This is a genomic window from Anaerostipes stercorihominis (assembly GCF_057535655.1).
Window position 1 is genome coordinate 89,166 of record NZ_BAAJCL010000008.1, and the last position, 23,341, is coordinate 112,506.

26 protein-coding genes are annotated in these 23,341 nt (G+C 40.0%); 4 read left to right on the forward strand and 22 right to left on the reverse strand.

Annotated elements, in window-relative coordinates:
- Positions 1–94: 94 nt before the first annotated feature.
- From spoIVA to AC27EF_RS09025, 4 genes are read right to left on the reverse strand one after another with little or no spacing between them, the layout of a single operon-like run.
- Complete coding sequence (gene spoIVA / locus AC27EF_RS09010) at positions 95–1,573, reverse strand: stage IV sporulation protein A (RefSeq protein ID WP_487110420.1); 1,479 nt, start codon at positions 1,571–1,573, stop codon at positions 95–97.
- 58 nt (positions 1,574–1,631) lie between these two features.
- The gene (locus AC27EF_RS09015) at positions 1,632–2,600 is read right to left on the reverse strand and encodes a sugar-binding transcriptional regulator (protein ID WP_487110421.1); all 969 of its coding nucleotides are present in this window, start codon (positions 2,598–2,600) and stop codon (positions 1,632–1,634) included.
- A gap of 9 nt (positions 2,601–2,609) precedes the next feature.
- Complete coding sequence (locus tag AC27EF_RS09020; protein WP_487110422.1) at positions 2,610–3,479, reverse strand: class II fructose-bisphosphate aldolase; 870 nt, start codon at positions 3,477–3,479, stop codon at positions 2,610–2,612.
- An 18-nt stretch (positions 3,480–3,497) separates the two neighbouring features.
- On the reverse strand, positions 3,498–4,760 hold the full coding sequence (locus AC27EF_RS09025) for a zinc-binding dehydrogenase (RefSeq protein WP_487110423.1): 1,263 nt from the start codon (positions 4,758–4,760) through the stop codon (positions 3,498–3,500).
- A gap of 354 nt (positions 4,761–5,114) precedes the next feature.
- Between AC27EF_RS09025 and srlA the strand changes: the two genes are divergently transcribed.
- Complete coding sequence (gene srlA, locus AC27EF_RS09030) at positions 5,115–5,642, forward strand: PTS glucitol/sorbitol transporter subunit IIC (RefSeq protein ID WP_487110424.1); 528 nt, start codon at positions 5,115–5,117, stop codon at positions 5,640–5,642.
- Positions 5,643–5,654: 12 nt separating this feature from the next.
- Entirely contained in the window at positions 5,655–6,659 is a 1,005-nt protein-coding gene (gene srlE, locus AC27EF_RS09035; protein WP_487110425.1) for a PTS glucitol/sorbitol transporter subunit IIB, read from the forward strand.
- 98 nt (positions 6,660–6,757) lie between these two features.
- On the opposite strand, the gene aroE is transcribed toward srlE, so the two are convergent.
- The 17 genes from aroE to rimM form a co-directional block, all read right to left on the reverse strand.
- Positions 6,758–7,633: a shikimate dehydrogenase gene (aroE, locus tag AC27EF_RS09040; protein WP_487110426.1), complete on the reverse strand. Its 876-nt coding sequence runs from the start codon at positions 7,631–7,633 to the stop codon at positions 6,758–6,760.
- A gap of 56 nt (positions 7,634–7,689) precedes the next feature.
- Positions 7,690–9,144 carry a UDP-N-acetylmuramoyl-L-alanyl-D-glutamate--2,6-diaminopimelate ligase gene (locus tag AC27EF_RS09045; protein WP_487110427.1) on the reverse strand — a complete coding sequence of 485 codons (1,455 nt, stop codon included), beginning with the start codon at positions 9,142–9,144 and terminating at the stop codon, positions 7,690–7,692.
- 36 nt (positions 9,145–9,180) lie between these two features.
- Complete coding sequence (gene dapF, locus AC27EF_RS09050) at positions 9,181–10,032, reverse strand: diaminopimelate epimerase (protein WP_487110428.1); 852 nt, start codon at positions 10,030–10,032, stop codon at positions 9,181–9,183.
- A gap of 169 nt (positions 10,033–10,201) precedes the next feature.
- Complete coding sequence (locus AC27EF_RS09055; protein ID WP_487110429.1) at positions 10,202–11,470, reverse strand: aspartate aminotransferase type Ic; 1,269 nt, start codon at positions 11,468–11,470, stop codon at positions 10,202–10,204.
- Positions 11,471–11,500: 30 nt separating this feature from the next.
- A complete protein-coding gene (locus AC27EF_RS09060; RefSeq protein ID WP_487110430.1) occupies positions 11,501–12,520 on the reverse strand; it encodes an NAD(P)H-dependent glycerol-3-phosphate dehydrogenase in 1,020 nt (339 codons plus the stop codon).
- A 10-nt stretch (positions 12,521–12,530) separates the two neighbouring features.
- Entirely contained in the window at positions 12,531–13,154 is a 624-nt protein-coding gene (plsY, locus tag AC27EF_RS09065; RefSeq protein ID WP_487110431.1) for a glycerol-3-phosphate 1-O-acyltransferase PlsY, read from the reverse strand.
- A complete protein-coding gene (gene der / locus AC27EF_RS09070) occupies positions 13,154–14,476 on the reverse strand; it encodes a ribosome biogenesis GTPase Der (protein WP_487110432.1) in 1,323 nt (440 codons plus the stop codon). The genes plsY and der overlap by 1 nt, the downstream gene beginning before the upstream one ends.
- Positions 14,477–14,566: 90 nt before the next feature.
- On the reverse strand, positions 14,567–15,385 hold the full coding sequence (gene pgeF, locus AC27EF_RS09075; RefSeq protein WP_487110433.1) for a peptidoglycan editing factor PgeF: 819 nt from the start codon (positions 15,383–15,385) through the stop codon (positions 14,567–14,569).
- Positions 15,375–15,719, reverse strand: a complete 345-nt coding sequence (locus AC27EF_RS09080) for a YraN family protein (RefSeq protein ID WP_487110434.1) — start codon at positions 15,717–15,719, stop codon at positions 15,375–15,377. Before AC27EF_RS09080 ends, pgeF begins: the two co-directional genes overlap by 11 nt.
- Positions 15,716–16,372 (reverse strand): ribonuclease HII, encoded by a 657-nt coding sequence (rnhB, locus tag AC27EF_RS09085; RefSeq protein WP_487110435.1) that lies wholly within the window; start codon positions 16,370–16,372, stop codon positions 15,716–15,718. The genes AC27EF_RS09080 and rnhB overlap by 4 nt, the downstream gene beginning before the upstream one ends.
- Positions 16,373–16,376: 4 nt before the next feature.
- Positions 16,377–16,937: a signal peptidase I gene (lepB, locus tag AC27EF_RS09090; protein ID WP_487110436.1), complete on the reverse strand. Its 561-nt coding sequence runs from the start codon at positions 16,935–16,937 to the stop codon at positions 16,377–16,379.
- 1 nt (position 16,938) lies between these two features.
- Positions 16,939–17,793, reverse strand: coding sequence for a ribosome biogenesis GTPase YlqF (gene ylqF, locus AC27EF_RS09095; protein ID WP_487110437.1), 855 nt, complete (start codon positions 17,791–17,793; stop codon positions 16,939–16,941).
- Between the two features lie 25 nt (positions 17,794–17,818).
- On the reverse strand, positions 17,819–18,370 hold the full coding sequence (gene lepB, locus AC27EF_RS09100) for a signal peptidase I (protein ID WP_487110438.1): 552 nt from the start codon (positions 18,368–18,370) through the stop codon (positions 17,819–17,821).
- Between the two features lie 175 nt (positions 18,371–18,545).
- Positions 18,546–18,893 (reverse strand): 50S ribosomal protein L19, encoded by a 348-nt coding sequence (gene rplS, locus AC27EF_RS09105; protein WP_487110439.1) that lies wholly within the window; start codon positions 18,891–18,893, stop codon positions 18,546–18,548.
- Between the two features lie 112 nt (positions 18,894–19,005).
- Positions 19,006–19,833 carry a Cof-type HAD-IIB family hydrolase gene (locus tag AC27EF_RS09110; protein WP_487110440.1) on the reverse strand — a complete coding sequence of 276 codons (828 nt, stop codon included), beginning with the start codon at positions 19,831–19,833 and terminating at the stop codon, positions 19,006–19,008.
- Position 19,834: 1 nt separating this feature from the next.
- Positions 19,835–20,539 (reverse strand): tRNA (guanosine(37)-N1)-methyltransferase TrmD, encoded by a 705-nt coding sequence (gene trmD, locus AC27EF_RS09115; RefSeq protein WP_487110441.1) that lies wholly within the window; start codon positions 20,537–20,539, stop codon positions 19,835–19,837.
- Positions 20,532–21,047: a ribosome maturation factor RimM gene (rimM, locus tag AC27EF_RS09120; RefSeq protein ID WP_487110442.1), complete on the reverse strand. Its 516-nt coding sequence runs from the start codon at positions 21,045–21,047 to the stop codon at positions 20,532–20,534. Before rimM ends, trmD begins: the two co-directional genes overlap by 8 nt.
- Before the next feature lie 199 nt (positions 21,048–21,246).
- Here rimM and AC27EF_RS09125 point away from each other — a divergent pair, with 199 nt between their 5' ends.
- Positions 21,247–22,098: an ABC transporter ATP-binding protein gene (locus AC27EF_RS09125; protein WP_487110443.1), complete on the forward strand. Its 852-nt coding sequence runs from the start codon at positions 21,247–21,249 to the stop codon at positions 22,096–22,098.
- Complete coding sequence (locus AC27EF_RS09130; RefSeq protein WP_487110444.1) at positions 22,095–22,844, forward strand: ABC transporter permease; 750 nt, start codon at positions 22,095–22,097, stop codon at positions 22,842–22,844. Before AC27EF_RS09125 ends, AC27EF_RS09130 begins: the two co-directional genes overlap by 4 nt.
- A gap of 215 nt (positions 22,845–23,059) precedes the next feature.
- Here AC27EF_RS09130 and AC27EF_RS09135 read toward each other — a convergent pair.
- Positions 23,060–23,341, reverse strand: a 282-nt coding sequence (locus tag AC27EF_RS09135; RefSeq protein WP_487110445.1) for a group II intron maturase-specific domain-containing protein, incomplete at its 5' end; no start/stop codon positions are given.

Genomic DNA, 23,341 nt, shown 5'->3' on the forward strand with positions numbered 1-23,341 from the left:
CATTTATCTTAATCGTTTCTCTCTGTTTTACCGTTTTTGCTGACATTCTTTGTCTATCAAAGTATATTCTTTTTTTATAGATTTGTCAACAATCTCAAATAATGATGCAAACCAGTCCTCCATTACTTTCATTTACAATTTTCTCCATAGTATCCTGCAGTTTTTGCTGGCTCTCTTCTGTCATTTTCAAAGCTTTGCTCTGCATTCCATCCCCGACAAGCTGCTCCAGTGTTTTTCCGAAAATGTTCACATCCCACATGCTCTCTCCGGGTTCTCCAGATCCCTTTTCGATATATTCCATCAGATCTTTTGCCTGATATTCCTCCCCCACAATTGGAGCAATTTCCGTTGAAATATTTGCACGAATCATATGGATGGACGGAGCACTCGCTTTAATTTTTACACCATATTTATTTCCATGTTTGACAATTCTCGGCTCTTCCAAGATTATATCCTCTTTTGTCGGCGTCACAACGCCATACCCTCTCTGCTTCACTGCATTCAAAGCCTCTCCAACCTCCTCATACTCTTTTTTCTTCTGTGCCAGTTCCCGCATGATTTTAATAAACTCATATTCATTTTGAATCTGAAATCCAATGGTATCGCTTAAAAATTCATAATAATACGAGTCATCCACCGTTACCTGTATGGTTACCTCTCCTGTATCCATTGCAACCGTATCTAATTTCCAGTTTTTTATGTACCCATGATCTGTCTCTGTCTCATTTTTTTCATAAACATCTTTCATGGTTGACTTCTGATTGATAATTTCCCTTGCAGTTTCCAGCAATTCCTTTTTCAGGGGATGTTCTTTTGATAAAGTTTCCGTCCATCTCGGAACATAAAACCCAATGGATGAAATTGGGAATTCCATCAATACACTTTTCAGAATGAAATACACATCTTCTTTTTTCAGCTGCTCCAAATTCATGGGCAAAACCTTTGTATGATATTGCTCCTCTTTTTCTCTTGCCAGATTTTTTGTTTCTTCTGAGTACGGATGTACTGTGTTCAGAAGTACAACAAATGGCTTTTTTAACGTCTTTAATTGATGAATGGTCTCCATCTCCGGTTTCTCATATTGTTTTGCCTCAATTTCACCAAACGATCCGTCACAAGTTACAACCACGCCAATCGTGGAGTGTTCTGTAATAACTTTTTTCGTTCCGATCGCCGCCGCTTTGGTAAAAGGAATTTCATAATCAAACCACGGGGTCTTTACCAGTCTTTCTTCTTCCCCTTCCATGTGCCCTGTTGCTCCATCTACCATATACCCAACACAGTCAATCAGGCGGACGCTTAAATCGATTTCGTCTTCCACCTGAATGGAAACTGCTTCATTTGGAACAAACTTCGGTTCCGTTGTCATAATGGTTTTACCGCTTGAGGACTGTGGAAGTTCATCATTGGCACGATTCCTCTCATGATCATCTTCCATATTGGGAAGCACCATAAGATTCATAAAACGTTTGATAAAAGTACTTTTTCCCGTCCGAACCGGTCCCACAACGCCGATGTAAATTTCTCCGTTGGTTCTTGCTTTCATATCCTTATATACATTAAATTGATCCATAACATCCTCCTTGGATAGACTGTTAAAGTATATGCAGGAGCAAATTTAAATATGCGGATCATTTTATTTTATGATCTTCTTTGTTGCACAATTCTATCAATTCATTAGCAATCTCTACATTTGTTATTAATGATGTAATCAGCTCATTCTTAACCGCAACATAAATACTTTCCACTTTTTCTTGTTCTGTGGCGATACAAATAACTTCTGGTATTTCTAATAATTCATCCAATTCAATCCCGATCAGCTGTTTATTCCAGTTGCACTCTATTAACTTTCCTTCATTGTCATAATAATTATAAGAAATATCACCCTTGATCATATCCATATTTTTCTCTTCTTGTCCGGACTCCAAAAGATAGTTTTCGGTCAGTTCAAAATATTGCCGCGCATTTCCAACTCCTACAATTGCAATATCGGCATTCCTCGCTTTGTCCAAAACATTCTTTATAAAGTGTTGTTTCATTAAAATTTCCCTTGCCATTATACTATCTACCATAATCGGCGCATGAAGCTGTTCACTTTTTGCTCCGGAATTATGTGCAAAATACTTGCATACATTATTTGCTTGAATCTCCCAACGCTCTTCCCCTAATCCTCCTGACATGGGAACAAACACCGTCCCGGTTAAAGGGAACGATGTTGTAAAATTCAGTGCTATTTCTCTTGTCATTCTTCCTGCTGCAACCGCAATATATTTCGCTTTAGATATTTTTCTTGCCAAATATTTACTGGTTTCAACAGCTATTTTTTTACGTGGAGCTCTGCTATTGAATGTATCAACAATAAAGACGTCATTTATTCCAAAAAGCTGTTCGATCTTTTTTTCCAACCCGCGATGAGGATACAGGTTTTTATCTTTAATCGTTATTTCTACAATTCCTTCTTTGCGAGCTTTTATCAGAAGCTTCGAAACCAAAGAACGACTCATACACATTTTTTTTGCGATTTGCTGCTGTGTTAATTGTTCATCATAATACATATGTGCAATTTCTATCATAACTCGAACATCTTCTGTACCACTCATTTTTCTCTCCTAAATTCTCTGAAAAACTCTCATAGCCCGTTGAACATCTTCTTTCAATCGATCTGTTGCATATAACGACATCTGATCGTAAAAGAAAGGATGATCCTGTTTCCAATATTCACTTGATGCCTGTCCGGCAGTAGTATTCATATAGGTATAGTAATTCACCTTGCAAATCCCATTTTCAATTGCCACCTTATAGTCTGCATCCGAAACACCTGATCCCCCGTGCATGACCAATGGTATTTTTATAGTATTCCTGATTTTCTTCACTCTGTCAAGATCTAATTCAGGTTCTGTTAAATATACACCATGCGTTGTTCCAAACGCAATTGCCAGACAATCAACATTTGTCTCATCAACAAATTTTTTTGCCATATCCGGATCTGTATAAATATCATCAAAATTTTCATAATCTTCTTGCTGATCCTGCACCGATCCTTCCCCCACAACTAATTTTGAAGTAAATACATGTCCAAGTTCAGCTTCTACACTCACACCTGCTGCGTGTGCAATTTTTACGATTTCTTTTGTTTCTTTCATATTTGTTTCAAAATCTTTCGCAGATGCATCATACATAACAGACGTAAACCCAAGGCGAATCGCCTGTACACATCGCTCAAAACTGCTTCCGTGATCCAGATGTACCGCAACCGGCACTTTTGCCCTTTTGGCGTAGTACAAAAGAATCGGCCCAATCTCATCTAGACTTATAATATCATCATGACTTTGAGCATGTTGTAAGATTACCGGACAATTTAATTCTTCCGCTGCTTTTATTGTCCCGCGAATCGCCTCTAACGTTGTTCCATTAAATGCTCCTACTGCTTTTTTCTGTTTTTTCGCATCTTCTAATAATTCTTTTAATGTAACTAACATATACTATCTCCTTTTCTGCTATTTTGTTAAATCTACGTTAAAGTGATTCAATAAGATTTTCTCTGCTTCTGCATTCCAACATCCCTGATGATTTTTACAGGAAGCTGCTAATTTTTCAAACAATGGATCTTCTTTTCCTAATTCTTCAAAATCATCAATTGCTGTTAATGGCAGGTTAATCTGAGTGTAAATCATTTTCTTTCCACCCGGAATCTTTGGAAGATTCAAGGTGGCATCAATCGCACTCTCTAATCCACCAATATGCGTTACCATAACTGTTGGCTGAATAATTCCCTCCTCCATCAAACGGAGTGTATCGATCAAGTCATCTTTTGTACTTCCTGTAAACCCCACTGTATGTGTTCTTGAATAATGTACATTATAAAAATTAATACTTGCAGATAATTCTTTATCAATAGGTCCTGCAAAGAAATTCAGGCAGCCATCCTCTGCAAGTAATTGATCTGCTTCTTCAATCAATGCTTGAACCGGTGCATATACAAATACATCGTCAAATCCATGACCATTTGTTAGTTCCATTAAATTTTCAATTAATTTCTCGTCTTTTCCATTTACAAATTTCAATTGCTTATTATATGTATTTCTTGGAATTAATACTTTCTCTGCTCGAGCTAATCGTTCCTCAGTGACATCAACCGCTACGATCATTCTTGCTCCATCCTTCATCTGAAGTCCATAATCAACACATTCTAACCCCATTGGTCCACATGCCCCCAAAACAATCTGGTAACCGTCTTTTTTTACTTCCATCGTATGTTCATGGTTTTGTTTTGATGTGTGATACATTCTTCTATATCCGGCAGCTATGCACGCAGCAGGTTCTGATAATGATGCCTCGAAGAAGGAGTCTCCTTCAAATGGTATTAAACAATCCAGTTCCATAACTTCTTTGGGAAGAATGCTGTATGTACTATCCCCACCACAAAATTCATAATAATATCCCGGAGTTAGTGTTTTTCCATGATAATTCATATCCGGTTGAATTGTAAATTTCATTCCTTCTTTGTATTTTTCTTTCCACTGTTCCCCAACCTTAACAATAATTCCTGACATCTCATGCCCTACGATCGCAGGATGATTTTTTAAATCCCTGGATGCTCGTTTATGTTTTTCTCCCTGCTGACACAACTTATATGTAGACATACACACACTATCCGTAATGATCTTTACAAGAATTTCATCATCCTTTAATTCCGGAAGATCAAATGTATCCAATCTTAAATCCTTAACTCCATATAAACGAATTGCCTTTGTTTTCATGTTTGCACCTCTTTCTGTACTGCTTCTTGTTGCTATGTACTTAAAATATCTTTCTGAAAATTTTTTGTCAATCTTTTGATTTACATTGGAACAAATGACATATTTTCAGCAACTTGTTTTATTTCCAATACATCTTTTTGTAGAATATGTTCCAATATACCCATTTTCATTGACTTATTTCATCCATTATCGCTAAAATAAGTCCAACATTTGATGAATTTTTAGTAGAAAGGAGGAAATTAGTGGTTTTGATTTATGAAGTTAATTAACAGTCAACAGGCTCTTGCTCTTACATCTACTTTAGAACAAAGAGCCACTTAACTATGATCTTTTAAATATTTAGGAGGATTATCTATGAATTTTGTTGTAAAAATCGCAGAGGGATTCACCGGTATTGTTTCTGCCGGCGGCACAAATTTGGTTTCTTTAATCACCGGTATCTTGCCAAATGTATTAGTTTTGTTAACTTTCATTAATGCCTTAATCAGTCTGGTCGGTGAAGAAAAGGTTATGAATTTCTCTAAAAAATTAACCCGATTTCGTCTTCTAAGATATACATTGCTTCCCGTTATGGCTATGTTTTTCCTTACAAACCCAATGGCATACACCATTGGTCGATTTGTAGAAGAGGAAGAAAAACCTGCTTTTATTGATTCGGCTTTTTCAATTGCACATCCTTTGACCGGTCTGTTTCCTCATGCCAACCCCGCGGAATTATTTGTATGGACAGGAATTGCTTCAGGTATTACCACACTCGGTCAGTCAACGACACCGTTAGCCGTCCGTTATCTTCTTGTTGGTATTATTGTCATTTTTATTCGTGGAAACATCACTGAGTTTGTCACAAGAAAATTAATGAATCGTGAAAAAAAACAAAAATAGGAGGATGTACATATGAAAAAGCCAGTTGTTAAAATTACTCGTGGAACAAACGGATGGGGTGGTCCCCTTACCATCAGTGAAACTTCTACTCAAAAGGTCGTCGCATCAGTAACCGGTGGAACAATTCATCCTTTAGCCCAAAAGATTGCAGATCTTTTAGAGGTTCCTGTTGTTGATGCATTTAATAATAAAGTAGAGCCTGAAACTATGATCATTGCGGTTGTTGATTGTGGCGGAACCCTTCGTTGTGGTGTATATCCTAAAATGGGTGTCAAAACCATTGATATCCATCCGATTTCACCATCCGGTCCGCTCGCGAAATATATCACACAGGAGAATTTTGTATCCGGAGTAAAAGAAGAAAATGTCTTTCTGGATGACGAAGCAGATGCTGCAGTACCTACAGAAAGCAAAGTCTCAGAAGAATCCTCTCATATTTCTTCACAGTCAGATCCCCACACTCCTTTGAAAGAAAACAATCAGAAAGGAATTGTCGGCTTTATGACGTCCATCGGACGTGGAATCGGAAGTATTGTCAATGTTTTTTATCAGGCGGGTCGTGATACTTTAGACGTTGTATTGAAGAACATACTTCCATTTATGATCTTTGTCAGCATCATTGTTGGTATCATTAATTACTCCGGTATTGGAAATGTTCTGGCAAATACCATTAAACCTCTTGCCGGAAGTCTTCCGGGATTGCTCGCATTGTCTGTTTTTTGTGCAATTCCTTTTTTATCGCCTGTCCTCGGACCAGGCGCTGTAATTGCTCAGGTCATCGGAGTTCTTTTAGGTGTCGAAATCGGAAAAGGTACAATTCCTTTGGCATATTCTCTGCCTGCCCTATTCGCTATTAACTCACAAGTTGGATGTGACTTTGTCCCTGTTGCGTTAACCCTGGCAGAAGCTGAAGATGATACAGTAAATTACGGAGTTCCGGCAATGTTATTTTCCAGACTTATCACCGGACCAATCGCCGTACTCATTGCTTTTGCTCTGAGCTTTGGAATGTACTAAAAAATATATCTTAATTTTTCTGCAAGAATGAAATAAAGAAAGACCAGAATCAGCAAATTGTGAAACTGGTCTTTTTGGTTTTCTCTTTTTTGGTTTTTCTATTTTTCCCCGAAAAATAACTTTTTCGCTCCCTCTACCGGCATATCTTTTCCTGTAAATAGCTTAAAAGAAGCGATTCCCTGCCACAATAACATTCCTTTTCCCGGAATTGCAACACATCCATGCTCTTTTGCTTCTCTTAACAATCTGGTCTCTTCCGGATTATATACTGCATCCGCTACAACCAGTCCTTCATGAAACATGGAGGTATCTGTGATCACAGTCGTATCTTCTTTCGGTTTCATTCCAAGCATCGTTCCGTTCACCAAAATGTCTGCCTCATCAAGTCTTTCACGCATCACTTCTTTCGCATCCAAATCATACAATTCAATCTTACATGCCGAAACCTTCTCGCGAACTTTTTCATGAAGTTTCTCAGCTCTCTCAAAGAAAGAATCTCTCGGATTAAACACCGTGATAGATTTTGCTCCGTCCAGCGCACACTGTACCAAAATAGCCGTAGCAGCTCCCCCCGCACCAAATAATACAAGATTTTTGTTTTCAACGCTAACCCCATGATCCTTTAAATTGGCAACAAAACCTTCCCCGTCTGTAATATGTCCATACAGCTTTCCATTCCGATTCACAATGGTGTTGACAGCCCCAATCAACTCAGAAGCCGGGGACAGTTCATCCATATTTTGCGCTGCCGCCGTTTTATCCGGCATGGTTACATTACATCCTTGTATATCCAAAAGACGCATTGTTTTCACAAAATCTGCCACCTGATCCTCTTTAATATCAAATGCCAGATAAGCCCCGTCGACTCCGCATGCTTTCAGTCCGAAATTCTGCAGCGCCGGGGATGCAGAATGTGCCACCGGTGATCCGATCACCGAAAATAATTTTGTTGTTCCTGTAATTCTTTCTTCCATTTGTCTCTTCTCCTATCTATTTTCCAGTTCATCATCTAGTATAAATTTTCTGACACTCAGGAGCGCAGAATATCCTGAATCAATTCTCTCTCATCCATATGATATTTTACACCTTTGATCTCCTGATAATCCTCATGTCCTTTTCCAGCTAAAATAACAATATCTCCCTTTTGCGCATGTTCCATGCAATAGCGGATGGCTTCTTTCCGATCCGGAATCGTGACATATTCTCCCGGACCTTTCTGCACACCGACTAAAATATCATTGATAATATCCATCGGCTCTTCGTTTCTCGGATTATCAGAAGTAACAACGGTCAAATCCGCAAGGTTTGAAGAAACCTCACCCATCTCATAACGTCTTGCCCTGGCGCGATTCCCCCCGCAGCCAAACAGACAATAAATCTTATTTGGTTCATATTTCCGAATCGTTGTTAAAAGGCTCTCAAGACTCATGGCATTATGCGCATAATCAATCATCAGCGTATACTCTCCCGGAGTCTTTATAATCTCCAGCCGTCCCTTGACCTGAATGGTATTTAGAGCAGAAAGAACATCCTCTTGTCGGATTGCCATATGACGACATAACGAAATGGCTGCCAACGAATTATAGACAGTAAAATCCCCCGGAATATCCACATGGACATTATACTCCTGTTTTCCCTTCAAATCATACGATACGCCAAGATACCCCGGTTCTTGTATTCTTCTGATATGTTCTGCGTAAACATCATTGGAGGAACTCATACCATATGTTTCAATCTGACAGGTATGATCTTTGATAATCCGCTCAACATAATCATCATCTCCGTTGACAATTCCCTGTTTGCACTGCTGAAACAAAAGACTTTTGCAGTGAATATAGTCATCCATATCTTTATGTTCGTTTTCTCCGATATGATCTTCCGCCAGGTTTGTGAAAATTCCATAATCAAAGGTAAAACCACTGCATCGATGCAGCATCAGCCCCTGAGAGGAGACCTCCATAACAACATTCTGAATTCCCGCATCTGCCATTTTTCGGAAAGACTCTTGAATCACATAGGATTCAGGTGTGGTATTCACAGAAGGAATTCTTTCATCTCCAATGATGGTTTCAATGGTTCCAATCAAACCGGTGCGCTGCTTTGCATGTTCTAAAACTGCCTGTATCATATAAGTTGTCGTAGTTTTTCCTTTGGTTCCCGTAATGCCAATGGTCGTCAGTTCTTCTGCCGGATACCCAAAATAAGCCGCCGACATTTCTGCCAGAGCAAGTCTTGTGTTCTGTACTCGAATCACCGTGATTCCTTCCGGCACCGCTGCTTCTTTTTCTACAACCAGCGCTGCTGCCCCCTGTTCGGCTGCCTGAGCCGCAAACTCATGACCATCAAATGCAGCCCCGGAAATACATACAAACACACTGTTTTTTTCTATTTTTCTGGAATCATATACTAACGTCGAAATTGTAGTTTCCACGGTTCCCTGCACAAGAGAATACTCCAAACGCTCCAATAAATCTTTTAAAATCATGATCTTTCTCCCTTTTTCTCTGCTTGCCTCTTTTCCCTATCGGATTGTCTCCGGAAGCTCGATCTCTCCATCAAAAACCTTTGTGGCTGGTCCGGTCATAAAAATCGTATGTTTCTCCCGATCATATTCAATTTCCAGATCTCCTCCAAGAAGATGTACAAGAACTTTACTGCCTGTTTTATGATTTAAATAAGAAGCATATGCACTGGCACACGCGCCGGTTCCACAGGCAAGAGTCTCTCCGGATCCGCGCTCCCACACCCGCATCTTAATAGTGTGATCATCCACTACTTCCACAAATTCTGTATTCACCCGGTCCGGAAACATCGGATGATTTTCAAACTTTGGTCCAAGTTTTTCAAGATTTAAATCATCCACGGAATCTACAAATACAACTCCATGAGGATTTCCCATGGAAATACAGGTAATGCGATAAGACTTATCATCCACAATCACCGGCTGATCAATGATTTCCGAAAGATCATCATAAATCGCCGGAATCTTTGCCGCTTCCGTCACCGGCGCTTCCATATCAACTTTCACCAGAACTACTTTCCCATCTTCTACTGTGAGCTCCAGTTCCTTCATGCCGCCTTTTGTCTCAATTACAATTCTTTCTTTATCTGTCAGCCCATAATCATAAACATATTTTGCAATACAGCGCACACCATTGCCGCACATCGCTCCCTCGGATCCATCAGAATTATACATCTCCATCCGAAAATCTCCTTGATCTGACGGACAAATACAAATCATTCCGTCAGAACCAACGCCAAAATGCCGGTCACTGACAAATTCTGCTGCCTTACTCTTATCTTTAATTGTCTCTTCAAAACAATTTACATATACGTAGTCATTTCCACAACCGTGCATCTTTGTAAATTTCATGGAATCACTCCTTTTTGATTTTTTACTATTTTATCATAATAAAGTACAAATTGTACAGAAATTTATAGAATCAATAATTTCTGTACTAGTCCTATCAGAAAAAAAGGCTGTGAAAAAGTAACAACTCTTTCACAGCACTCAAATCAATGAATATTTCCAATCTTAACTTTTACGCTTCCAGAAGTTTTTCCACTCCTGCTTTCATAACACAGACACAAAACAATTCCATTGCCTGCTGCAGTTCTTCTACAGTCGGATAACTTGGGGCAATCCTTAAATTGCTGTCCTGCGGATCCTGCTGCAGCGGATAGGTCGCTCCCGCACCGGTCAAAACAACCCCTGCTTCTTTTGCAAGACGCACAACTTCCTTTGCGCATCCCGGAAGAACGTCAACGGATACAAAATATCCCCCCTTCGGACGTTCCCATGAGATTAATTCACTGCCGCCTAATTTTTCCTCCAGAGTATTGAGCACCGTCTCAAATTTCGGTCTCATACTTTCTGCCAATTTTTTCATGTGACTGCGGACACCCTCTGCATTCCGGAAAAACTGTACATGACGAAGCTGATTGATTTTATCAAATCCAATGGTCTGAGCTCCCATAATTTTTTTAATTTCCGAAATGTTTTCTTCACTTGCGGCAACCATAGATACTCCGCCGCCCGGAAAAGAAATCTTAGATGTGGAAAAGAAATAATACGGGCGATTTGGATTTCCTGCTTTTTCACATTCTTTTAAAATATCCTTTACTTCCACATCTTCAAATACCCAGTGAACACCATATGCATTATCCCAGAAAATTTTAAAATCCTTCGCAGCAGTCTTCATAGATGCCAGACGACTCACAGTTTCATCACTGTAACAGATTCCCTGAGGATTGGAATACTTCGGAACACACCAGATTCCTTTGATTGAGGCGTCCTCCGCCACAAGCTGTTCCACCTGATCCATATCCGGACCTGAACTTGTCATTTTTATCGGAATCAATTCCATTCCCAACGTTTCACTAATGGTAAAGTGACGATCATATCCAGGACTCGGACAGAGAAATTTCACTTTTTCCAGCTGTCCCCATGGTTTTTCTCCCATAGTTCCAAAGACATACAATCGCATCATCGCATCAAACATCAGATTCAGACTGGCATTTCCTCCTACAATCAGCTGCTGTGCCGGAATATCCAGCAATTCGCTAAAGAGCTGCTTCATCTCGGGAATTCCATCTAATACGCCATAGTTGCGGACATCCATCCCTGCTTCCGTATGATAATCTTCCATAGCTTCCAACATCTGATTGCTGTAATCAATTTGGCTCGGCGCCGGTTTTCCTCTTGACATATCCAAAGACAAATTTTTATTTTTCCATTCCCCATATTTTTTATCAATTTCTGCCTTCAGTGCCTGCAATTCTTCCTTTGATTTTGATTTCCATGATTCCATCGTCACCATTCCTCCATTATTCTTGTCTCTTTAATCTTCTTTCTCCCATTCCAGGCTATGATACTCTTTTTTACGTTCCCTCAGCAAAAGATTCATAACCTCCTCTTTTGGATCGGCATGTTCAAAAAGTACGCGATTCACAGATTCCACAATCGGCACGGAAACACCGCATTTTTTTGCAAGTCCCAAAGCTGCTTTGGCTGAATATACACCTTCCACTACCATCTTTACTTCTTTCATTGCCTCATCTGCCGTCATTCCTTTTCCCATCAAATATCCCGCCTTGCGGTTACGGCTGTGTACACTGGTACAGGTTACAATCAAATCTCCCACACCGGTCAGGCCTGAAAATGTCTCCGGTTTTCCTCCCAACGCAACTCCAAGGCGAGATAATTCCGCAATTCCTCTTGTCATCAAAGCTGCCTTGGTATTATCTCCATATCCAAGACCATCGGTGGTTCCCGCCGCCAATGCTATGACATTTTTCAAAGCTCCGCCAAGCTCGATTCCTATAATATCAGGATTGGTGTACACACGAAATACCTGATTCATAAATACATCCTGCAGCATCTCCGCAACTTCTTTTTTCTTTGAACCTACAACCACCGTCGTTGGAATTCCTCTTCCCACTTCCTCTGCATGGCTCGGTCCGGATAATACACACACTTCAGAATTCGGAATCTCTTCCTCAATAATTTCCGTTAAGGTCTTATAGGTTACATCCTCAATTCCTTTTGCCACATTGACAATCACCTGTCCTGGTTCCACAAAGGGAGCCATCTGCTTTGCCACAGAACGGACCACCGGAGAAGGAACTGCCATTACAACCACATCTTTTCCTTTCAATGCAGCTGCGAGATCTGCCTCAATTTTCACATTTTCCGGAAGCTTGACCCCCGGGAGTTTCTCTTCCTGCTCCCGTTTGTTTTGAAGCATTTCAATTTCATGGGGATCATGTGTCCATAATGAAACATCATGTCCATTATTTCCCAATAATACAGATAGCGCGCTTCCCCAGCTTCCTGCGCCAATAACGCTGATTTTCTTCATAGATTCCTCCTTAACGTTTTACTTTCTGACCCAATTTGTTTTCAGTACCATGCATCAGGCGGTCAATGTTGGCACGATGGCGCCAGATTGCCATACCTGTAAAAACGCAGCCGACAGCCACAAGCTTCCAGTCCTGCGGATGATTAAAATATAAAATAAACGGAATAATCAGCACCATGCAGATGGACCCCAGAGATACATATTTTGAAATCGCTGTAATCACTCCGAAAACCAACGCACACAAAAGCCCTAACTGCCAATGAAACGCAAAAATCACCCCGCCGGTAGTTGCAATTCCTTTCCCTCCCTTAAAACCAAGATAAAACGGAAAATTATGCCCCAAGACTACGGCAAATCCTGTCAGCAGCCATAAATAGGCTTCCCCTTCCACATGAAACGCGGGCATAATTATGTAACGGGCCAAATTAACTGCAATCAGCCCTTTTGCTGCATCTCCGAGAAATGTTATGACCGCCGCTCCCGTTCCGAGGGTTCTAAGAGTATTTGTAGTACCGGAATTCCCGCTTCCGTATTCTCTGATATCAATGTGATTCAGCCGCCCCACAAAATAGCCTGTCTGAAAACAGCCAAAAAAATATCCGACAATCATACAAACAGCAATACAAAGCGCCATTATTTTTCCTTCCTTTCCCTTGCAATAATATGAATCGGTGTTCCCCGGAATCCAAAAGTATTCCGAATTTGATTTTCCAAATATCTGGTATAGGAAAAATGCATTAACTGACGGTCATTGATAAATACAACAAACGTCGGCGGCTTCACCGAAACCTGTGTAATATAATAAAGCTTTAATCTGCGTCCTTTGTCAGACGGAGGCTGTTTCATTGCAACAGCCTCCGCCAAAATCTCATTTAGCACGCCTGTCTGCACTCTTAATGCATGGTTTTCGATCACCATATCCAGAACATCAAAAATTTTCGAGAGACGCTGCCCGGTTTTTGCTGAAACAAATACCAGCTCTGCATAAGACATATAAGCCAGCACTTCTCTCACTTTATTTGTATATTTGTAAATTGTCTTATCATTTTTTTCAATCAGATCCCATTTATTAACTGCAATGATCATGCCTTTTCCACGCTCATGGGCAATTCCCGCAATTTTGGCATCCTGTTCTGTAATTCCCTCTTCTGCATCAATAACTAATACTGCAATATCACATCGTTCTACTGCTGCGACCGTACGAATTACGCTGTAGCGCTCAATATCTTCCTTCACCCTGCTCTTTCTGCGAAGTCCTGCAGTATCAATAAAAACGTACTCTTTTCCATTGCGCCGCACAACTGTATCAATAGCGTCTCTGGTTGTCCCCGCGATGTCAGACACAATCAAGCGATCCTCTCCCAGAATCTTATTAATAATCGAAGATTTTCCGGCATTTGGTTTCCCGATAATCGCAACCTTCGGCCGTTCGTCTTCTGTCTCTTCCTGATTTTGCGGATTACAATGTACAATGACCTCATCCAGCAGGTCTCCAAATCCAATCTTAGAATTCGCAGACACCGGAAACGGAGTCCCCAGTCCCAAATTATAAAATTCATATGTGTCTAAGACAAATTTCTCATAGTTGTCCACTTTATTGACTGCCAGTACAATCGGTTTCCCGGAACGGCGCAGCATGTCCGCTACCTGATAATCTGCATCCACCAGTCCCTGCCGCACATCTGTCAGGAAAATAATAACATCTGCCGTCTCTACGGCAATCTCTGCCTGATCTCTCATATGCGACAACAAAAGATCACCGGTATCCGGCTCAATTCCTCCTGTGTCAATTAACGTAAACTGATAGTCCAACCAGGTAATATCTGCATAGATACGATCTCTTGTCACTCCCGGCGTATCTTTTACAATTGAAATCTTTTCTCCCGCCAAAGCATTAAACAATGTAGATTTTCCTACATTGGGTCTTCCAACAATGGCAATGATCGGTTTGCTCATAATCTATATACCTCTCTCATTATTTTCAGTTTCTTTTAGTATACCGTATGAAATGAATCACGTAAAGTGCAAAGCAGGATGATTTTTTTCTCAAAGAACCATAAATGCCCCCAAATTTCCTCGCTTTCCGTGACTTGCCCTGTGCGAAAACAGTAGATCAGAGTTGCAGCAGGTGCAGATATCCGTGATATCCAAATGTTCCGGCAAAATCCCTGCCTCCAACAAAATAATCTCATTGACTTTCCAAAGATCCAGCTGATATTTTCCGTTTTCTTTCTCATCCAAAAATTCTTCTTTTTGATGTTCCCTGAACTCTTGTTCAAACTGCTCTGCGACTTCCCAACTCACTTCATAACAAGTTCTGCAAATTGACGGTCCTATGGCAACAATTAAGTCCTCTCTGGAACTTCCGTATTCTTTTTCCAGAAAAAAAACCATCTTAGCGCCGATTCTCCCCACCGTCCCTCTCCATCCGGAGTGAGCCAGCGCAATCACTTCTTTTTTAGGATCATAAAAAAACAACGGAACACAATCTGCATAACCAGTATATAAAGGAACTCCTTTCTCATTGGTTGCAAGACCGTCCATATTTTTCATTACCATTCCGCAGTGCTGCTGTGTCGCCCTGCAAATTCCGGTCTCATGAATTTGATTGGAAAATACCAAACGTTTAGAATCAAAACCAATGGCTTTTCCGATTCTTTGAAAATTCTCATCCACTGCTTCTTTCTCGTCACCTCGATGATAGCTTAAATTCATCGACGCGTAAACGCCCTGGCTGACACCTCCCATTCTGGTGGAAAATCCATGGACCACTCCTGCCTGATCCAGTTTTTTAAATGTTAAATATGGAACCTCACCAAGGTGAAGCTTTGTAGACTGATTCTGATTCGATTTTTTAAAATGCATACTTTATCACTCTTATTTTCTTTCCTAAGATCTCGACAACATCGAAGCGCATTGGCTGATCAAAAGAAAGGTGCTTCGTTTTCAGATACCACATTGCCGTATTTCTTATTTTTTGCTGTTTTTTCCAGTTGACAGCCTCTCCCGGCATCCCCAGCCTGCCATCGCTTCGATATTTCACTTCTATAAATACCAGTACATGATCTTCTTTGGCAATAATATCAATCTCTCCGGTTTTTGCATAGAAGTTCTGCTCTAAAATTTCATATCCCTGAAGCTTTAAATATTCACAGGCAATTTTTTCTGCCCGGGCTCCTTGTTTTCTTTTATTCATCATCGGTATTTCTTTACAAAAGTTTTTCTGTGAAGATCGCAAATCCCCTGTTCTCGGATTCCCTGAATATGTGCTTTTGTCCCATATCCTTTATTTTTTGCAAATTCATACCCCGGATATATTTTATCATACTCCTTCATCATTCGGTCTCTTGTAACCTTAGCAACAATACTTGCCGCTGCAATGGATGCGCTCTTTGCATCTCCTTTTATAATCGGGACCTGCCTCATTTTCATTCCCGGAATCGTCACTGCATCATTCAGCAAAAGATCCGGTTCCACAGATAATTTTGAAACTGCCTGACGCATCGCTTCATAAGTCGCCTGCAAAATATTAATTTCATCAATGACTTTTTCCGATGCCATTCCTATCCCAATGGAAATTGCTTTTTCATAAATTTCATCATATAGCAATTCTCTCTTCTTCTCTGACAATTTCTTAGAATCATTCAAATACAAAATATCACAGTCCCTGGGCAGAATTACTGCTGCCGCTACTACCGGACCTGCAAAAGGTCCTCTTCCAACTTCATCAATTCCGCAGATCGTATCATAAGTTTCATATTCACGCTCATAAGAAAACATTTGATACATTCTTTGTTGTTCCTGCTGGTATTTTTCAAGCCTTCTGGCTTCTCGTTCTTCCTTTTTTGTCATATCCCTATCCCCGCTCTCTTAGTATACCTGCATCACTCAACGGAAAAATCCGAAATAGAATGCGACCTCTTAATTCGGATCTTTTCACCGCTCCCACAGCCTTATAGCGGCTGTCCTCACTGTTATTCCTATTGTCTCCCAATACAAAATATTCGTCTTCCTTCAGATGAATGGGTTTTGTCATTTCTCCGCGTTCTGTCACATGATCTTTGGAATAGTCCTTTACTTTTTTTCCATTGACATAGACAACGCCCCTCGCAATTTGAATGGTTTCTCCGGGCAATCCTATGATTCGCTTTACAAAAAATCGGGTTTCTTCTCCCGGTCCCGGAAATACAACGATTTCATAACGTTTCGGATCCCGAAACCGATAGGTCAGCTTATCTAAAATCACTTGATCGCCATCGTGAAGATAAGGCTCCATAGAATATCCACTGACCCTTGTCCGCTCTCCCACAAAAGTTAAAATCAATGCTGCAACTCCCACTGCCAAAGCAATGGTTACACCCCACTGATATATGATTCTTCGGACACGATTTTTTCTTTTTCTTTCGCGAAATGACATATTACACTTCCCCTTCTTTCGGAACCTCCAGTGAAATTTTCCCTAACTTTCCATTCCGAAACTCTTCCAGAAGAATTTTAGATGCTTTTTCATAATCCCATTCGTCGCCCTTCATTTTACAATTTCGATTCGATGCGATCGCTTCCAAAATTTTTACTTTCTCCTGTTTCTCATCTACCTGATAACGCTCTGCAAGCACTCCCTCATAGTGATGTGTGAGATAATCAATCAACTCCAATGCCATCTCGTCCTGATTTAAAATTTCATCTCGAATAGAGCCAATCAGCGCCAGACGAAGCCCCACCGTCTGATCCTCAAATTTGGGCCATAAAATCCCCGGTGTATCCAGAAGCTCAATGTTTTTATTTAACTTAATCCACTGTTTTCCCTTGGTCACCCCAGGTTTATTTCCGGTTTTTGTACATGCCTTTCCCACAAGACTGTTAATAAATGTAGATTTTCCAACATTGGGAATCCCTGCAATCATAGCCCGAATCGGCCGGTTCTTAATGCCCCTCTTTCGATTCCGCTCAAGCTTTTCTTTGCAGGCTTCCATCACAATTCCCTGTGTCCCTTTCACGCCTTTGCCGGACCTTGCATTGGTTCTTGCCACGTAGAATCCTTTTTCCTTAAAATATTCTTCCCATAAAGCTGTAACACGTTCATCTGCCATATCTGTCTTATTTAATAAAATAAGGCGGGATTTATTCACAGCCAGTTGATCAATATCCGGATTTCTGCTGCTTAATGGAATTCTTGCATCCACAAGCTCAATCATAATATCAATTAATTTCATATTTTCCTGCATCATACGTTTTGCTTTGGTCATATGACCAGGATACCACTGAAAATCCATGTTCTGCACTCCCTTCCCTTTGCATCTACCACGGCCAATATTTCAGGCTGACCTTTCCGATAATATTTTCTTTTTTCACATTTCCAATATTTGCGCTTCTGGAATCTTCACTGTTGTTGCAGTTATCTCCTATCACAAAATATTGTCCGCTTTTTAACACAATTTCATCAGATGCCAATCCCGGTGATAAAATCTTTTCGTCAGAAAAATTCTTGGTCTTTCTGCCATTGACATAAATTTTTCCATTCTTTATCTGAATTTTTTCTCCCGGCAGACCAACAATTCTCTTCACATAAAAATTTTGATTCTTTTTGTCATCTAACTTAAATACAATCATATCATACCTGTCCGGTTTCTTCACCTTATAAATCAGTCGGTTGACCAAATGTTTTTCTCCTGCCTCTAAAGCAGGGGACATGGAATCTCCTTGAATTGTATAACTGCTGCATACAAAACGAACCAACAGAAAAGCTGCTGCAACTACAGCAATAAATTTCAGAAGATACCGAAGAATCTGATCTCTTCTCTGACGCTGCTGTCTGCGCATCTGATAGGTGACAGTGTAGCCTTTTTTCATAAAACACTCCTTTCTTATGCAACGAAACCACTGGAAGTGCCAAAAGGCGCATTCCAGAACTATCAGTATCCAACAAAGTCTCGGGCAGGCCCGGACTTTGACTCATCGCTGTCACAAAATAAAACAGGGATAAGCTATGACAGCCTATCCCTCTCTCTTCAATCATACGTTATGATTATACTCTTTCTTTTACTTTCGCTGCTTTTCCAACACGATCACGTAAGTAGTATAATTTTGCACGTCTTACTTTACCGCGTCTTACAACTTCAATCTTCTCAATAATCGGAGAATGTACCGGCCATGTTTTTTCAACACCAACACCGCTTGCCTGTTTTCTTACTGTAAAAGTCTCGCGTGCTCCGCCGTTCTGTCTTTTGATCACGGTTCCTTCAAAAACCTGAATTCTCTCACGGTTTCCTTCTTTTACTTTCGCATGAACTCGAACAGTATCTCCTGTCTTAAATTCTGCTACTTCTTTTAACTGTGCATCTTCGATGCTTTTAATAATATCCTGTGCGTTCATCGTTGTTCCTCCTTGAACGAATTTAGATGTTCTTAATACCCTTAGTAACAGAGGACCATCCTATTTATAACAACTTGAATATTTTATCATATTTTATTATCAATAGCAAGTCTTATTTTATGAATTTCTCCATAGCCTTTGCCACGCCATCTTCATTGTTGGACACTGTAATATAATCTGCAATGGCTTTCATAGACTCCAGTCCGTTTTCCATCACTACAGCAATCCCCGCGGTTTCAAGCATTTCTCTGTCATTGTCTGCGTCTCCGCATGCCATAGTTTCTTCCTGTTTCAGACCGAGATGCTTTGTCAAATGAAGCAGTCCATCTCCTTTGTTGCATCCCTTTAAAGAGATTTCAATGTTTTTTGGCAGAGAACTTGCAAACTGAATATCATTAATTCCGGATAAAATTTCCCAGGCTCTTGCTCTTTCTTCCATAGTTCGGAATACTAAAGTAATCTTCTCTACGTTCCCATCCTTCGATTTTAACAAATCTTCCAGATTTTCAACAGGCTGTCTGGAACCAAGAATAATGGCTCTTGTATTCTCATCTAATTCATAATCGTCGATATGCTCCATTGCTTCACGCTCTCCAAAAGAACGTCCATTTCGATTTACACTTAACATTACCTCAAACGCTCTTAGAAACTGAACCAGCTCCAATGCTCTTTCTCTGGAAAATTGGTTTTGATACAAGGTTTTTTCTTCCCAAAGATCGTAGACCGTTGCGCCGTTGCTGAAAATCCCATATCGAAGTTCTTTTAAGGATTTTAATTCCTGCGGCAGGGCATTGACTGACCTTCCGGTGGCAGGAACAAAATAAATCCCCTGCGACATGGCTTTTTTAATTACTTTTTGTGTATATTTTGTAATCCTGCGCTCTCCATTCAACAGCGTTCCATCCATATCCGCCGCGACCAGTTTTATCCTTGATTCCATGTTACCGCTCCCTTTCCTTTTCATATGCCTGCCATAAATCCGGCCTTCTTTCTTTTGTTCTTCTAACCGACTGCTCATATCTCCATTTCTTAATATTCTCATGATGCCCCGATAAAAGTACCGGCGGCACCTCTTTTTCCAAAAAAATCGGTGGTCTTGTATATTGAGGATACTCTAAAAGTCCGTTCTCAAATGATTCTTCTCCCGCCGAATCATGATTATGAAGAACTCCCGGAATCAAACGGGAAATCGCATCAATCATAACCATTGCGGGAAGTTCTCCTCCAGTTAGTACATAATCGCCAATGGAGACATAATCCGTTACGATTTCTTCCAAAACCCGCTCATCAATTCCCTCATAATGACCGCATAAAAAAATGATATCTTCCTCCTTTGCAAGTTCCTTTGCCATTTCCTGCCGAAATACCGAGCCCTGCGGCGTCATATAAAGAACCCTTGGCTTTTTTTTCATATTCTTTGTCACATCCTCATAAGCACGATATACCGGTTCCGGCTGCATCACAAGTCCTGCCCCTCCGCCATAAGGATAATCATCGACTTTCATATGCTTATTGGTAGAATAATCGCGAATATTTACTGCATGTATTTCCAGAAAGCCGGCATCCGCAGCTCTTCCAATAATACTTGTATTCAGCCCGTCTTTTACCATATCCGGAAATAACGTTAAAATATGAAATTTATTCATCCAGCAATCCTTTCATCACATGGACGATCACTTGTCCTGTTTCCAAATCTACTTTTTTAATACACTCACGGATCACCGGAAGTAAGACTTCTTTTCCATCTGCCATTGTCACCGCATAAACGTCATTGGCTCCGGTTTGTAAAACATCTGTCAGTTCTCCCAGCACTTCTCCATTCTCCTCTCGAAGTACAGACAATCCAATCAGATCTGCAATAAAATATTCATCATCTTTCAGAGGAACCGCCTGATCTCTCGTAATAAAAAGACCACATCGCTTATATTTCTCCACCTCATTGATATTGGAAAACTCTTTAAACTTTAAAATGGGCTGATTTTTCACAAACTTACAAGACACCACATGTAGAAGCATCCTTTCTCTTCCTGTATCCAAATATACCTCTTTTAACTGCTTAAAACGTTTAATGTCATCCGTCATCGGAAAGACCTTGACTTCTCCGGCAATTCCATGAGTATTGGAAATTGCCCCAACCTGTAAGAATTCTTCCATAGCTCTTTTTCCTTTCTTTCTGCTTCTTCTTTCTATCATAAAGAAAATTTGTGCAAAACTCAACTGTTTTATATTCAAAATCCATAGGATGAAACACAATACGACATCCAAACATCAAAGTAATATTTTCACAATTACACTTCTATCTTTTTCTATGGTATAATAAACAAATCAAAACATAAGCAGGAGGGAATTTCATATGAAAAAAGAGTTGATCCGTCTGGATCACATTTCAAAAAGGTTTAAAAACGAATTGGTCTTAAAAGATATTAATGCAAGTTTGCTCCAGGGAGAAATTCTTGGCTTTCTTGGTCCAAGCGGCGCCGGAAAAACTACGACCATCAAAATCATCACCGGGCAGCTCAAGCAAACCTCGGGAGAGGCTTATCTTATGGGAATTAACTCTCACAATATTGATGAAACTATTTATGAACAGATCGGAATTGTCACGGATATCAGTGGAGTTTACAGCTATTTAACAGTTTATAAAAACTTAGAATACTTTGCCAAAATCCTGTCTGTTCCCAAAGAACGAATTGATGTTGTTCTGAGACAGGTAGGTTTGTATGAGCATCGCAAAAAGCTTGCAGGAAAGCTTTCCAAAGGACAAACTCAACGACTGATTCTGGCACGCGCTGTCCTTCACAAGCCAAAAATTCTATTTCTCGATGAACCAACCTCAGGTTTGGATCCATCTACAGCACTGGATATTCACAAAATGCTGTTCCAATTAAGAGAGGAAGGCATGGCAATTTTTCTCACAACGCACAACATGGAAGAAGCCACAAAAATGTGCGATCACGTTGCATTGTTAAACGAAGGAGTCATTGTAGAATACGGTTCTCCAAAGGAGATCTGCCTAAAATATAATAAAAACAAAAAATACGAGATTTCTTTAACCACCAGAGAAAATCACATTCTCTCACAAAACGATGAAAACACAGAAAAAATCTATCACTGGATGAAAGAACAGAAAATTAATACACTACATTCCTGTGAACCTACATTAGAAAGTGTATTTTTAGAAGTTACAGGGAGGGAATTATCATGAAACCAATACATTTCAACAAAGTTGCAGCAATTGCACAAGTAAAAACAAAAGCCTTTATGGGAAAAAATTGTATTATCATGCCGCTTTTTTCCATTGGATTTACTTTTATCATGAAGTTACTTTATGAAAATATGGATCTTGGACCAGCCGCCTCCATGGATTCTCTGTATGCCTATGTATTAAGTATGGGGCTGGTTATGAATATCGGAATGTGCGGCATCTACTGTCCAAGCCTGCTCTTAGCCGAAGAAAAAGAAAAAAATACACTGAGAGTTTTGATGACCTCCTCGGTAAATGGTCTGGAATTTTTTCTTGGAAGCATTCTTCCGGTCTTTTTTATTACAGCGGTCATTAATTTTTTACTGATGCCGATCAGTGGATTTATGATCACAGGAAGCAATTTTGCTCTCTTTGCTCTTGTTTCCATATTAGCCTCTCTAACCAGCTGCATTATTGGAATGCTTCTTGGAATTTTTGCAAAGAATCAGGTCAGCACGGGAACCATCACTTCTCCGGTTCTTCTGGCACTGATGTTAATTCCGATGTTTTCACAATTTATTGATGGTTTAGAAAAAATCTCTGAGTTCTTGTTTACCGGAATCATTATGGATATGATTTCCAATATCGCTTCAAAATCAAACACCATTCTTGATCTGAAAAGTATTTTAATTTTAGCAGCAGAAGTAGTTCTCTCCGTTATTTTATTTATCTTTTTTTATCAACGAAATGGATTTGAACATGATTAATCCCCAATTAATTGGGGCAGGATTTCGCAATAGAAATCCTGCCCTTTTTTCTTTGTAAAATCTACTGATGCTAAATAAGCAGTTGTTCCGCCACTAACATTGTTGCTACCTAATTAAAAAAACGTAAATCGAGTAGGAGAAATTCCTCTTAGGCGAGAAATTTCGACCTCTCACACCACCGTACGTACGGTTCCGTATACGGCGGTTCAATCAACTTAACAAGTAACACACCTTTTGGTGTAGTAATCTAACATTGAGACTAATCCAAATTGGGTTAGTCTCTTGTTGCTTATCGCAACATTTACAGCTCCTTTATTGCATACATACGCTATTCTGTATCCTGCGTATGCGACGTGAAAGGCTCTGTTCTTTTCGATTCCTAGTTTCATCAAGTTCTTTGCTCTATTTTGTGGCGTTTTCCAATGTTTCCAGATGCACATTCTCAACCGATAGCGAATGTTACTGTCCAACTTCGCACAAAGGGTTTTCATACTTCC